Source organism: Providencia sp. PROV119 (genome assembly GCF_028482435.1).
In the GTDB taxonomy this organism is placed as follows: domain Bacteria; phylum Pseudomonadota; class Gammaproteobacteria; order Enterobacterales; family Enterobacteriaceae; genus Providencia; species Providencia stuartii.
In genome coordinates, this window is record NZ_JAMPQL010000012.1 from 136,121 (window position 1) to 148,566 (window position 12,446).

The 12,446-nt window shown below is 35.9% G+C and carries 14 protein-coding genes, 2 tRNA genes and 2 pseudogenes; 9 read left to right on the forward strand and 9 right to left on the reverse strand.

Going from position 1 to position 12,446, the window contains the following annotated elements; genetic code table 11:
- Positions 1-32: 32 nt before the first annotated feature.
- Together rcsB and rcsD are read right to left on the reverse strand one after the other, a co-directional pair.
- Positions 33-683 (reverse strand): response regulator transcription factor RcsB, encoded by a 651-nt coding sequence (rcsB, locus tag PSF11_RS11880; protein WP_004921064.1) that lies wholly within the window; start codon positions 681-683, stop codon positions 33-35.
- Between the two features lies 1 nt (position 684).
- Positions 685-3,396 carry a phosphotransferase RcsD gene (rcsD, locus tag PSF11_RS11885; protein WP_053110450.1) on the reverse strand — a complete coding sequence of 904 codons (2,712 nt, stop codon included), beginning with the start codon at positions 3,394-3,396 and terminating at the stop codon, positions 685-687.
- 215 nt (positions 3,397-3,611) lie between these two features.
- Between rcsD and PSF11_RS11890 the strand changes: the two genes are divergently transcribed.
- Together PSF11_RS11890 and PSF11_RS11895 are read left to right on the forward strand one after the other, a co-directional pair.
- A tRNA-Ser gene (locus PSF11_RS11890) sits at positions 3,612-3,699 on the forward strand.
- Positions 3,700-3,704: 5 nt separating this feature from the next.
- Positions 3,705-3,780 (forward strand) — tRNA-Thr (locus tag PSF11_RS11895).
- 61 nt (positions 3,781-3,841) lie between these two features.
- Here the strand turns inward: PSF11_RS11895 and PSF11_RS11900 are convergent.
- Positions 3,842-4,087: pseudogene (locus PSF11_RS11900) on the reverse strand (hypothetical protein); the annotation flags it as partial.
- Positions 4,088-4,375: 288 nt separating this feature from the next.
- Between PSF11_RS11900 and PSF11_RS11905 the strand changes: the two are divergent.
- The 6 genes and pseudogenes from PSF11_RS11905 to PSF11_RS11930 all read left to right on the forward strand — a co-directional run bounded on the left by PSF11_RS11905 (position 4,376) and on the right by PSF11_RS11930 (position 7,897).
- Positions 4,376-4,507: a hypothetical protein gene (locus PSF11_RS11905; RefSeq protein WP_014656246.1), complete on the forward strand. Its 132-nt coding sequence runs from the start codon at positions 4,376-4,378 to the stop codon at positions 4,505-4,507.
- A gap of 285 nt (positions 4,508-4,792) precedes the next feature.
- Positions 4,793-5,119 carry a hypothetical protein gene (locus PSF11_RS11910; protein WP_225829655.1) on the forward strand — a complete coding sequence of 109 codons (327 nt, stop codon included), beginning with the start codon at positions 4,793-4,795 and terminating at the stop codon, positions 5,117-5,119.
- Between the two features lie 146 nt (positions 5,120-5,265).
- A pseudogene (locus PSF11_RS11915) lies at positions 5,266-5,508 on the forward strand (integrase core domain-containing protein); the annotation flags it as partial.
- 336 nt (positions 5,509-5,844) lie between these two features.
- Entirely contained in the window at positions 5,845-6,594 is a 750-nt protein-coding gene (locus PSF11_RS11920; RefSeq protein WP_014656244.1) for a hypothetical protein, read from the forward strand.
- A 149-nt stretch (positions 6,595-6,743) separates the two neighbouring features.
- Positions 6,744-7,079 carry a hypothetical protein gene (locus PSF11_RS11925; RefSeq protein WP_231130380.1) on the forward strand — a complete coding sequence of 112 codons (336 nt, stop codon included), beginning with the start codon at positions 6,744-6,746 and terminating at the stop codon, positions 7,077-7,079.
- Positions 7,080-7,423: 344 nt separating this feature from the next.
- Positions 7,424-7,897 (forward strand): hypothetical protein, encoded by a 474-nt coding sequence (locus PSF11_RS11930; RefSeq protein WP_225829656.1) that lies wholly within the window; start codon positions 7,424-7,426, stop codon positions 7,895-7,897.
- A 243-nt stretch (positions 7,898-8,140) separates the two neighbouring features.
- On the opposite strand, the gene PSF11_RS11935 is transcribed toward PSF11_RS11930, so the two are convergent.
- From PSF11_RS11935 to PSF11_RS11960, 6 genes are all read right to left on the reverse strand, one after another.
- Positions 8,141-8,518 (reverse strand): hypothetical protein, encoded by a 378-nt coding sequence (locus tag PSF11_RS11935; RefSeq protein WP_225829657.1) that lies wholly within the window; start codon positions 8,516-8,518, stop codon positions 8,141-8,143.
- A gap of 319 nt (positions 8,519-8,837) precedes the next feature.
- On the reverse strand, positions 8,838-9,215 hold the full coding sequence (locus PSF11_RS11940) for a hypothetical protein (RefSeq protein ID WP_014656241.1): 378 nt from the start codon (positions 9,213-9,215) through the stop codon (positions 8,838-8,840).
- A 69-nt stretch (positions 9,216-9,284) separates the two neighbouring features.
- Positions 9,285-9,530 (reverse strand): hypothetical protein, encoded by a 246-nt coding sequence (locus PSF11_RS11945; protein WP_072502385.1) that lies wholly within the window; start codon positions 9,528-9,530, stop codon positions 9,285-9,287.
- 271 nt (positions 9,531-9,801) lie between these two features.
- Positions 9,802-10,044, reverse strand: a complete 243-nt coding sequence (locus tag PSF11_RS11950) for an ANR family transcriptional regulator (protein ID WP_004921036.1) — start codon at positions 10,042-10,044, stop codon at positions 9,802-9,804.
- Positions 10,045-10,097: 53 nt separating this feature from the next.
- Positions 10,098-10,775 (reverse strand): hypothetical protein, encoded by a 678-nt coding sequence (locus PSF11_RS11955; protein WP_072502384.1) that lies wholly within the window; start codon positions 10,773-10,775, stop codon positions 10,098-10,100.
- A 367-nt stretch (positions 10,776-11,142) separates the two neighbouring features.
- Positions 11,143-11,766, reverse strand: coding sequence for a LexA family protein (locus tag PSF11_RS11960; RefSeq protein ID WP_004921030.1), 624 nt, complete (start codon positions 11,764-11,766; stop codon positions 11,143-11,145).
- Between the two features lie 205 nt (positions 11,767-11,971).
- On the opposite strand from PSF11_RS11960, the gene PSF11_RS11965 reads away from it, so the two are divergent.
- Positions 11,972-12,406 carry an antiterminator Q family protein gene (locus PSF11_RS11965; RefSeq protein WP_004921028.1) on the forward strand — a complete coding sequence of 145 codons (435 nt, stop codon included), beginning with the start codon at positions 11,972-11,974 and terminating at the stop codon, positions 12,404-12,406.
- The last annotated feature ends 40 nt before the right edge of the window (positions 12,407-12,446 follow it).

Below are 12,446 nucleotides of genomic sequence, written 5' to 3' on the forward strand. Positions count from 1 at the left end.
TTTTCAGCAATAACATAAAGGTGATTTATCGATTAATCGGTAGATGAGTTATCGATGCTAACAGAAGACAGGTAGTTAAGTAATGCGATATCGTTGTCGACACCGAGTTTCAACATTGCTGATTTCTTTTGGCTACTAATCGTTTTAATACTACGATTCAATTTCTTAGCTATTTCTGTGACCAAAAAGCCTTCTGCAAAGAGGCGTAAAACTTCACTCTCTTTTGGCGATAAGCGCTTATCTCCATAACCACTTGCATTCACTTTCTCAAGTAGCTTACTCACACTCTCAGGGGTAAATTTTTTCCCTTTTTGTAATGCGGCTAAAGCTTTTGGTAGATCAGCAGGCGCGCCTTGTTTTAAAACAATACCTTCAATATCTAGCTCAAGGATTGCACTTAAAATCGCAGGGTTATTGTTCATGGTGAGAACAATGACAGAAAGATCAGGGTAGTGACGTTTAATATATTTGATTAACGTAATACCATCGCCGTATTTATCACCAGGCATTGATAAATCAGTGACTAAGACGTCGGCATTTAAACGCGCTAAGTTATTAATTAAAGACGTTGAATCTTCAAATTCACCAACGATATTGACCCATTCAATCTGTTCGAGTGACTTTCTGATACCGAAAAGAACAATAGGATGATCATCGGCAACAATGACATTTAGGTTATTCATATTATTGGTTACCTTTTGGCATTAGCTTTTCCACTGAAACATCCAGCTCTCTAATGCAATTACTTATTTTTAAGCTATTTCCTTCTGCTATGTAAAGTTCCAAATCTTCACAAAGCTTGTGAAGGAACCTAAAATCTAGCATAGCAAAAACTCCTTTTAAACGGTGTGCTGTGTTTTTCAATTCGGCCAAATCCTCAAGACTTTCACTAGTATACAGTTTATTAATATCTATCGGAACTGTTGTTATAAACAAATCCTTATAATCGCTATTTGATAAAATATTTTGATAAGTTTGAAGTATGCTTTCCATCGATTCATCAGTTGTTGGTGTCGTATCGTGCTGGGAAAGTGGAATTCCGACCACCGACGCCAACTCGTCATCATCGGCTTGTGCATTTTCAATAAGCAAAGATATAGCATCAATCAGCTCATCTGCAAAGTTATAGTTAACTTCTATGTGCTGTGGTGTGATTGAGTTGACACCTGACGTTGTTCCAGAAATTTTTATTATGTTTTTAAACTGATTATCATCATTATCTGTTATCAATAGATCCCAATCCGTATGCGGTGAACTTTCGTGTAAATCTAAAAAGTCTGCACCATAATTAGATAGGATATTTCTGACAATTCGTGATGTATCAATATTGTGAATTGCTAAACGAATATGAATATCTTCGAGTAATGTAGGATAGCTATCGGCAATGATTGCTGATTTTGTAGGTAAAGTTAATTGATAGTGAGAGCCTATTGCAGGGCTGCTTTTAACGGTAAAGCTGCCATTCATCTTTTTACAGATAGCCTTGCATAAATATAAGGTGATCCCTGAGCGGTTAAACCGTGATGCGTTTAATACTTGCCCTGAGAATGGATGCTGAATATTGGCTAACTCCTGGTTTGTCAGGCCCATACCGCTATCTTTAATATCAATAATGATGGTTTTTTTATCTTCCTGATAATTCAGGCTAACGGCAATTTTCCCAAATGCAGTGGTATCAACGGAATACTCTAGGATTAACTGCAATAGATGTTTTAAGTAGGTCGGCTCTAATGAAAATAGAGAATCTGGATTAATATTATTATAGAAGTAGAGCGATAACCCTTTATTTTTAAGGCGGAAAAGGTTTTGTTTTAAGAATTGAGTAAGCAGCAAACTCACCGAGATTTTTTCAGTTTGTAGTTTTCCAGAGGAAGATTCTAAGGAGTTTAATAAGTTAATATTATTAAACCAACGATTAATATGGGTCGTTTGGGCGACTATCGTATCAATAAATTCGTGCTTATCATCTTCAGAAGCTTCAATCAGCCCACCCACCGCTTTATTCAGCTCGGTTAATGAAGGTTGAACTTCATGTTGCATGTTCTCAAACACCACTTTTCTCAGTTGAATATTTTTCTTATATTCGCGATTAGCCATCTCTTGTCGGCGTTGAGTTAATGCCTCTTTATCTTTATCAATAATAATGAAGAGATAAGTATCTTCTAGCATACTGATATTGACAAGGATAACTTCATAAACGTTATTCTCAATCGAGATTTGGATCATATCATGGTTATGGGTCGCCAATTCTTTAATATGGTTGAGATCCATCGAAGGCAATAAGGCGTTTACCACATTATTACTCAGTAATTTTTTATTTGATGTAAAATCATACACTAGAATGCCATAACTAATATTATTGATAATATCGTTATTCAGTGTCTCTTGAAGCTCTAATTGGTGTTGCATGACTGAGTTCGGTGAAATGATCCGGTTACGGATAAAGACGCTTGTAAAGAAGACAAGCAATATCACGACAACCATACAAGTAAGCAGCCATATATTATAGCCAATAACACCGACAATCAGGTCTTTTAACGGTACTCGGTAATAAACTTGATAGTTGCTACCTTCAATATGCTGTGCGAAAACTAAGCTCGTTCCTCGCACCTCAACATTTGTTCCTTTAGCGGTATCATTATTACGTGGCGATAACGAGATATTATCGCCTTTCAGGTTTGTTGGGAGTATCGAGTTGATCGATATATCAAACGAAATCACGCTGGTTAATTGGCCAGGTGAATTAAACATCAGACGATAGGTATAATAATAGATATTCTCAGGTGCCAGCTTTTGTAGGTTAGAAATGATCTCTCTTCTATCTAAGAGTGTCGACTGAGTTAGCATATCTGTACGCTTTTCTTCAGCGGTCATTGTCAGATAGCTCTCTTTATAACGTAACTCGGGCTTTAATATAGAGTGCGTGGTGACCAAGATCAGCGTGTTATCAGTGCCATTGAGGTAATACATCGAGTTATATTCATTTCGCGCCCCCCAGACGATTTCCATGTAGTTAGCTAATTTTGTTGCTAATAAGCTATTTCGCTCACTATCACTCCCAAATAAAATTGCATCAATGGTTTGATTTGTACTGCCTAGCCAATAAACGTCATGACGAATTTTCGTAATACGGGCAGGGGAGGCCGGTGTCGTATTTAAGTTTGTAGTGGCTGGTTTTTCGTTAACCTGTTTATACATCAAGTTAGCTTGGTAACGATAATCCTCTATTTGGTAGGCCAATTGTTTCGCTATGGTATTCAAGGAGGCTTGGCGGCTAAGTAGCCACGAGTGATACGAATTATATAGCGACAGCGAGAGCATCACGACAAGTAGCAGAATAAAGACGTAAAATAGGCGTGAGAGTAAAATGGTTTTTATCAAAGATTGTCTGTACATATTGTGGTGAACTGTCCTGTCGGCAAAAATATATTAATTGACTAAAAATCATACGCCTATGAAAAATTGAGACACCGATTTTGCACAGATATTAGCACTTTTATTATGAAATAGAGAACAATTGAGTGAAGATTAGCCAAACAGAACGAAAAAATCAATTTTTTTACTTTCAGGGGTAGACAAGCTGCGCCGATTCCTCCATAATCGCGCCCCATGGAAGGATGGCCGAGCGGTCGAAGGCAGCGGTCTTGAAAACCGCCGATGGGAAACCATCCTAGAGTTCGAATCTCTATCCTTCCGCCAAATTCGCCGGCTTAGCTCAGTTGGTAGAGCAACTGACTTGTAATCAGTAGGTCACCAGTTCGACTCCGGTAGCCGGCACCAAATAAGAACCCGTTATCTCTCAACCAGATAGCGGGTTTTTTCTTTTTATTTGTGTGCATAATTACAAGGCTCTTAATAGCGGTTGGGACATATTTGTGTCATCGTGTGACATTAGCTCGTCTATCTTCATTGCATGTTCAGTTAGATGATTCGGCGCTAAATGAGCATACCTTCTCACTGCTGGCGTTAATGTTCCATCCGCTCTATTTTTCGCCTCCTTATGCACAAACACATACCTATGATGGTTCCCAATCTAACTGCGAAGAACCTTGCACGCAGTATCGTTTAACGCGACGCCAATGGCTTTAGCAAATTAACAATGCCACTTCACATACCAATCTTACCCCTTCGGAAGATTGATATCTTATTTCCTCTTCTTCCACACTTTCAGTGTTATTGTGCATGCTGTCATTCAAAGCTTCAATACAGTTTGCTCTAGCAAATGGCCAAGGTGGCTTTTTCTTTTTTGGGTCTTTGCGAGACCCGCTTATCCGTCCAGTATTAATCCATTTTTTAGTGTGGAGTACTCACGTATTCAGAAAAAGTTATTGTACTTGAACACACTAATAAAGAACTGAACAACAAAGTTGAATGCATGTCAAACCTGTTCAAAGAAGGCATGACACCAACACAATTCTGTAAAATGCTTAATGGCGTAAATACTCAACAGGTTCAAATGTGGCTAGCAGAACGCAGCTGGTTATATCACGAGACCAAATCAGAGTGAAATTAATCCTCACAATCATGAGCCATTCATCAAATATCAGCCTGTATCATTGAAGAAAGGTGCTAAACGTCTTTATGAGCTTTATCTTGCAGGTGAGTTACCAATGAAAAAGAATTGGAATGGATTAGTTATTCACGATAAAGAATACAAAGCCGTAGCCTAACCACACATAGCCCAAGGATGGGCTTGCAATCCAGATCACATATTACGCCTCTTAACTGAGGTCTTTTGCTTTGTTTTGTTCTTTACGTTAGTTACCATGGCTTAAAACAAGTAGGGGGTAACGTGAATAAAATCTTATTAAGCAGTTTTTTTGTATTGGGTTCATTGCTATCAGTTCCTGCAAATGCAATTGTACTAGCACCTGAAGGTACAGGTGTTGGTGGCGTTTATGAAATGGAAGAAATGAAAAAGCTGATATGTGACGATCAGAATGATAAACAAAAATGTGAAAGGTTTGTATACATAGCAATGACAGGGGCATATACCTATGGAAAAGTAGCTGCGTCATGCGAAGAATGGATGAGAAATGGAGGTATCCCTAATGGGTTTGAAAGTCGCTGTGAGCATGTGAGTAAATTAGATGATTATTTTGATAAAGATCTGGAGTAACTCCACTAAGAATAAATAACGATTTGCTCCCCATTGCACTATATAACATATAGACTATGGTGAAAGGCTCCTCTAAGTTGATGTGGGGATAGGAATGAAGCGCATCTTATTAGGTTTGACAGTATCTAGATTATTGAATGGCTGCGTCACTGTGCCATATTCAACTGGGCAAACTGCAATAAAATGGGTTTATCGAACGTTTTAATGGCTCGTTCCATCGTGAATTTTTAAATGCGTATTTATTTGAATCATTGAGTCAAGTTAGAGAATTAGCGTGGTATTGGCAGCAAGATTATAACCAAAACCGAACGCACGAAAGTTTAAATCACCTCCCTCCGGAGGCCTATCGTAAACAGTTAGAAAACTTTAATTTAGTGTGTCTCAATTAATGTGGTGTGGATATACCCTCACAAGAAAATGCAAAAGTTACCACTAGTACAATGTTAAATTTAGGGTTTGTTATACACGCATCTGAAATTCTTGACTTTAGTGAGATAGTAAAGAAAATTACAATACCAAATTGGCAGCCACAAAATGGCGCTTTGGTGAAAAGAAAAAACTCTCTCCACATAGAAACAGCCTTTGCGATTGTAATAATGGATATAAAATATAAACACTGTCATGGTAAAATCAAATGAACCCACTTCGGTGGGTTTTTTATTGCCTTAAATGAGGTGTTGCCCTAATATTCATTGAACTTAAGCTAAACTTATTGAGGCAATGGAATGAAAAAATTACTAGCGTGTTTTTTGAGCATATCGATTTTAAGCTCTACGGGATGTTTAACAAAAAACTTTTGGGAAGATAACCCAACAGTCGAAACCAAATCACAAAATGTTGTTAAGTTAACAGATAAAATAATTGCCAGTTTTGAATATAAAAATATTAAAATTGAAAGTAAAACAACAAAAAACGATATAAATGATATCAAATTTCCGGATTCTGGATTCGGTTTTATAGGAGAAAAGTACGCCTATTTATTAACCAGTGGCTCTTCTGAATTAATGGAGTTAAATGAATTAGTGAAAATAATCCCATTAACTGCATTTGATAATCCCAAGGGAATAATTCGAATTAAAATACTTCCCAATAGCAACAGTCAATCACCGATCGAATTTATGCAGAATTACTTTGTATACACTGATCCCAAATTTCAATTTACTGACGCACAAATAAAGGCCTTAGAGCAGGCAGGCTTTAAGAATAGGGCACAAGGAAATGATAAATCATCTTGGGTAAGAACTGTGCCAATTAAAGGGTATATTATTGATAGGAATGATATAAGCTTACCAGTAACTTCCAATGCAAAACTAAATGAATTATATACTGTTGAACTGTATGCTTCCGAAGAACAGAAATCATTTAATGCAGGTAATTTGATTGCAAAGATAATAGCTACACCATTTACCGTTGTAGCAGATGTGGTCATCACACCTCCCCTTGCTATTTTTGTTTTGATTGCATTTAGTAAGTAATTTTCTGAATAGCAAGTGAATTGGTAGCTCAAGCACTAGTGAATAACCTGCTCCGGCAGGTTTTTTGTACCTAATGTTTGCTTTGTTTTACGCTGCTTTCGGTATAACATCAATTAAATTAATAAAAAACTGAGTGTGAGGATGGGATGATGAAAAAGTCAATAATTGCAATTGTTTTATCTTGTATTGGTTTTAGCGTTTATGCAGGAACATCTTATACAAAGGAGGAATTAAATAAACTTGTAGATTCAGGCAATCCGCCAAAAGAAAAATATGAGCAAATACTTGGAACTGACACTATGCTATTTTCGCCATGCAAATCAGATGTCAATAAGATGTATAATCAATTAATTGGTGAATATCCCGTTAAAGTAATTCAGAATAGCCCAGACTCATATGTGGTAAAAATGTGGGCAAATGATGGATTTGTGGTAGCTAAATGTGCCAATGGTCAAAAAATAGTTTCAGGGGCAGAGTACGAATAATGGAAAAATATTCGTGGCAGCTGCTCTGATTGCATTATTGGTAGGCTGCGGCAGAAAACCAGATGCTCCGTTCGGCTTGAAATGAAGAGTAGATAGCGTGAGTTTTGTTAAAGATGGTGACTGTGAGAAAAAAGCTGGAATGACAACTCTTGGTAATGGAAAGCTATTTAATGATCTGTCCTATTACAGCACATTAAGATTTGATAAAAATGGATTGTTTGAGGTGTAGTCGATATTTGTTGGCGACTAAGGCTCTATAAATAAATTTGTGTATTTAAATAATGAAAAAAATATTCTCTTTGATTGTTATGCTATGCGCTCTTTTCTGTATCACCAGTGTCAGTATGGCTGGTGAAAATGAAACAGCGGAAAAAAAGACAAAAATTGACGTGTTCCCGCAACCATACTCAACAAGTGATTTATATGGCTATTGGTTTGATACAAATAATACACCCGAAGTAAGAATTCTTAAACTGATGATCCTAGCTCCGAATGGTGTTGCGAGAGATGCATTGCTGATTGAACTAGGTGATAATGTAGAAGAAATCAAACAAGAATCTTTGTGGAAATTTGACCCGAATTCTAGCGTGTTAACGCAAGAAGTGACCAAAATGACTTATACAATCAATGGAAAAATAGAACCAATAGATTTTGGTGAGGTCGAGCCTGTAAAAGTATCTGTGACAATTAAAAAAAGAGGTGATGATATTTTTATGAATACCGTTTCTGATGATGGCACTGTAGAAACTTACCAAAAAATAACAAAAGAAATGAAAGATAAAATTCACCAGAAAGCGAAAGAAAATGCTAGAAAATAAATTACACATCAATACCTAGCTGAATATTCACCATTTTCCTCGAGATTATCTGGTGTGTGTAATTGACAACGTTATTCATAACCATTGTCTTTTGGTGGCATATCCTCTTGGTCGTAATTTTTAGGAACTGATGGACTTATTATGGTGTAATCAGATTTTTGCATTATGATAAGTTTAAATTAATGTTCTGATAATCTGATTTGGCTGTGTAAAACGAAGAGCAGACAAATATCATCATGCCTGCTATTTAGTAAAGTAAGTCCTCATGCACCAAGGTGATGACTCACAATCACCAGCATTGATATATATTATGAGATCATAAAACGAGGCGATGTAAAAGGATAACGCTGGTGCGATAATAATTAAATAAATCATCCCTACTTTTGTTAATTGCTTCCTTTGTGTCGAAAAAATACCAACAAAAGCAATTAAAGATAATAAAGCTTGAAGAAATCTTGAAGTCGCAAAGAGATAAAGCATTGTATCTATTCGATATATGCCCTGAGCTGTTGGGTATTTTTCAAAAATAAATTGAATAGATGCAGTTCCAACATACCAAATTATAATGAATAAAAGATGAATTGAATATTCACCTTGAACAAGCTTTTTTAATGAACCCATAAAATTTTCTTTTACCATCAAACTTTAAGTTAAATTAAAACATATAGGGGGGTAAATGTCACTAAAGACTCATTAGCTGGGTAATAAAAGCCCAACAAGACACCATCAAAGCAATGCAAAGCCTATTTATAGACTCAAGCATAAAGATTTCAATGGGGTTAAACTATTTTTGTTCCCCTTTTAAATTGAGGGCACTGTATAAATTTGAGAATTTAGAGCCTATATAATCTTTATAGAAATAACATAGTCAAATAGGTGATACTCTATTCCTAGGGCATTGCCAGATTAATGCCGGCTGACAGTAATAAATTATAGCCTGTCATTGAAACAGGCTTTTAGTACTTTCTTCATATATCTGATAATTAATAATATCAGGTAGAGCGACCATACACCAATTTATCATCGCGATTATTAAACAGATAATTTGAACACTTAACAACAGGATAACAACGACACGCCAAATCGTCACTTTGCTTTTTAACATGTGAAAAACGCCCGTTATAATGGCGATAGAATACGATGTTTTAAATATGAATAGAAAAAAGATAAGAAAAAGCTGTGTTTTGATTGGAATAGCATCACTACTTTTCATTAGTAAAAATACGGCGGAGCTGCATAGCTCTAAAAATAGCCAAAAACCCCAAACTGTAACAGCGAGAGAATACTTCCCTGTAACAACCCTTTTTAATACGCTCATTGATACTTCCTTTTAAGTAAACCCCCCTAGTAGCTTATTAGTTACCATATCTAATAGGCGGATGAAATATTATTTGGTTTTTGTCCAATCTCTTACATAGGTTTTATTGAGTAAGCCGGTTAAAAGTGAAGAGGGTTGATGTTGCCGCCTACCTTTTCTTACACGATGAGTGTATGTGAGCGAATTTTTAGTGTTATTGTTAGGCTTTAATAAAAGATCAAAAGCATCATCGATAGTAATACCTTTATTTTGGGCTAGGTATTTTGCTTGTAATCTTAATAGATTTTTTCTTGTCTTTACTACTATCGGGTTCATATGATCACTCCATTTATATCTATATAATTTACCCGATATTTTTTGCGAAGGAAATATATTCTACTTAAGGATAAGTAGGTTTATTGAAAAAGTCATGATAATAGGCTGTGAAAAGTATAAAAACATATAACAACAGAGATAATCTCCTGTATTATTGTAAAGATAAAAACATTATTTCGCAGCTAGCATAAAAAGCTAACAATATTAACCCGCTATTAAAAATAGCGAGTTGTTTAAACGATTTTTATATGAAAGATACTGCTGATATGTGTCATATCAGAGAATTTTCTGTAGACTCATCGTCAGCCATTAGTTTATATTTTTCTCTTTGAATTTGCATATAACAAAAATCAGCACGGCGCTCACACCATATTTGGTTACGATAAACACGCGATAATCGATTAGCTTGTGACCATGCTTTGGACGCTTCAAAGTATTTACCTGATCTTTCGAGACGTATCGCGTCACGAGCGACTTTAAGGTAGAGCGGACTATCATTATTTTGATTCACCATAAAAACTCCTAAATATTAAAATAAATCTTTGCGACGAGATAAAATGCAGAGGGTTAATTTTTTAATATACCTTTTGCTATTTTGATGACTTCAGGTAAATGTTCTATGGCGACTTGATTTAGTTTTTTTGCTTTAAATTGATTAAGAATTTCCACTGCTTCATTTCGATATCCATTTTTAGCTAATTGCAGTATAAGGCTCTCTGCTTGTGAAAATAGAATATTAGGGTCAACATGGATTGTTTTATCTTCAATTACGTGTTTAGAACTGATAAGGGATAGGACAAATTCACAACGTTCAGCAATGCCATGTAAGTTATCCCAATTTGCTAAAATTTCTATACATAAATTATGAATAGCAATATTCGGCAATTTTGTAACTTGTTCTAAATTTACCAGTGTCATATGTAAAGCTTCGATTTGCCTATGCTGCTCTGTAGTATTTAAATCTAATATTTGATTGATTTTCTTAATATGTGATCCTGTGAGTTGCTCAAAATTGCCTTTATATATTACACATAATGCAATAATTTGTTTTAATGTAAGGCTATTAATATCAATATCTTTTTCTATAGGTGAGTCTGTTGCACCTGTGTGAGAGTAAACAAAAGATTGATGTGCATTATTTTCAATATTATCGCTGTTAAAACAGCCTCCCTTAGACTGTAGAATGGCAATTAATTGGCGCATTACCTGTGTGTTTTCTTTAATAATATGTTCTAAATCCATCATAAAACCTCAAATGATTAAGTGAACAAGATGTTTTCACTGAACTTTGATTTTGTCGGTATTACAAGACTAAACACTGGTATTACCGACCCAATACAGTTCACCTGCAAATTCATGTTAGTCGTCTATCCCTTTATTGATGCATCGTTCAATTTTTGTTCTCCTAGGTTGAAGAAGGCTGACTTTATTACAGTATAATTAGTATTACGATGGTTATATTACTATATAAATAGTAAATGTAAACTATGAATGTAGTAATTTATCGGTTGAGTAACCTATTTGCTTGTTTTTAATAGAAAGAAAATTACTGTGTTTGATAACGCGTTTTCTTGTTTGCAGAGAAAACGCGTTAAGAGAGGGGTCTAGAGAATTATCTTTTGCGGCGGTAAATGCGGTGCTCAACCATGACACCAATGAGTGAAATTTGATAATCGTGACTGTTCAACGTTGGGTAATCAGGGTTAAGAGGCACTAATTCAAACTCACCAGTACCAATACCTGTAGGCCGATATTTTTTGAATGTTCCTTGGTTCCCGCCATTTTTCGCAAACACAAATTCACCTGGGTTAGGCCAGATCTCGGTATCAATCACTACGATGTCACCTTCTTTAAACTCAGGTGTCATGCTGTCGCCTTCAACCCGTAATGCAAATGCATTCGCGCTGATATCGTCATCAACTAAGATGTATTCGAAATTCCCTTCATAGTCAGTGATCGGGTTGGCATCCTTAAATAACCCAGCTTGGACATAACTTAATAGTGGAATTCGTCGGCTATTGACCTCGGATATTGGCATAATGCTTTTGCCGTTGAGTAGCCATTCAGGATGAGATTGAAGAGCTTTTGCTATCTCTATAATATTTCTTGGTTTTTTGGTTCTACCATTTTCAATGGATTCGATTGATTGCTGACTGATCCCCGCTTTTTCTGCTAACTCAGTCTGGGTTAAGTTTAGTTCTTGCCGGCGTTGCCGGATCCTGCTTGCTAGTGACATGAGGTTAACCTCTTATAAAGAATAAAAATTATTGTTATTAGATATAATACAATTTTTATTGTAATTGACAAACAGAAATATTGGTAGTCTAATACTACTTATATTGTTATTGGTGAGTTGAATATAAAAGCGTCTAAAGCTGAGCTTAAGGTGCAGTATGAGTTGGGTTATTAGTTAAAAATAGTGTAGGAAAGGTAGGTTGCAAATGATGAATAGAAACATACAACAAATTCTTACATATTGGGGTGGTTGGTCATATGGCGATCATTGTGGTGCGATAGGTTGGTCATCTGTCTCCGCTGGTTTTCGTGATTTGGTAACATCAACAAGCAAGAGTAGGCCAATGTGTAGCGATGAAGATGGTTTGGTTATCGATTTATGTGTTGCCAAACTTGGGGTTGTTGGTATGGAGCGTGAACGTAGTTATATTGAGGACTATTATGTTAAAGGTTATTCAAAGCGGGCTATTGGTCGGAAATATAAAGTACGGGAAGGGGAAATACGTGAGAGAATACAAGTTGCCGAAAGTTTTATTTTAGGCTGTTTAGAAACATTAAATATTCAGTTAGATATTGATATTTTATGCGCTCAGCCAGTAATAAAATCAGAACGACGAGTGCGCGCGCAAAACATATATTAACATATTATAATTGAACGTTTTTGACAAATGATAGGCCTCT

What these genes read in the sequence shown, in the direction of transcription:
- rcsB (WP_004921064.1), bottom strand. Translation starts at nt 683, where the DNA reads ATGAATAACCTAAATGTCATTGTTGCCGATGATCATCCTATTGTTCTT.
- rcsD (WP_053110450.1), bottom strand. Translation starts at nt 3,396, where the DNA reads ATGTACAGACAATCTTTGATAAAAACCATTTTACTCTCACGCCTATTT.
- PSF11_RS11905 (WP_014656246.1), top strand. Translation starts at nt 4,376, where the DNA reads ATGTCAAACCTGTTCAAAGAAGGCATGACACCAACACAATTCTGTAAA.
- PSF11_RS11920 (WP_014656244.1), top strand. Translation starts at nt 5,845, where the DNA reads ATGAAAAAATTACTAGCGTGTTTTTTGAGCATATCGATTTTAAGCTCT.
- PSF11_RS11925 (WP_231130380.1), top strand. Translation starts at nt 6,744, where the DNA reads ATGAAAAAGTCAATAATTGCAATTGTTTTATCTTGTATTGGTTTTAGC.
- PSF11_RS11930 (WP_225829656.1), top strand. Translation starts at nt 7,424, where the DNA reads ATGGCTGGTGAAAATGAAACAGCGGAAAAAAAGACAAAAATTGACGTG.
- PSF11_RS11935 (WP_225829657.1), bottom strand. Translation starts at nt 8,518, where the DNA reads ATGGGTTCATTAAAAAAGCTTGTTCAAGGTGAATATTCAATTCATCTT.
- PSF11_RS11940 (WP_014656241.1), bottom strand. Translation starts at nt 9,215, where the DNA reads ATGAGCGTATTAAAAAGGGTTGTTACAGGGAAGTATTCTCTCGCTGTT.
- PSF11_RS11945 (WP_072502385.1), bottom strand. Translation starts at nt 9,530, where the DNA reads ATGAACCCGATAGTAGTAAAGACAAGAAAAAATCTATTAAGATTACAA.
- PSF11_RS11950 (WP_004921036.1), bottom strand. Translation starts at nt 10,044, where the DNA reads ATGGTGAATCAAAATAATGATAGTCCGCTCTACCTTAAAGTCGCTCGT.
- PSF11_RS11955 (WP_072502384.1), bottom strand. Translation starts at nt 10,775, where the DNA reads ATGATGGATTTAGAACATATTATTAAAGAAAACACACAGGTAATGCGC.
- PSF11_RS11960 (WP_004921030.1), bottom strand. Translation starts at nt 11,766, where the DNA reads ATGTCACTAGCAAGCAGGATCCGGCAACGCCGGCAAGAACTAAACTTA.
- PSF11_RS11965 (WP_004921028.1), top strand. Translation starts at nt 11,972, where the DNA reads ATGATGAATAGAAACATACAACAAATTCTTACATATTGGGGTGGTTGG.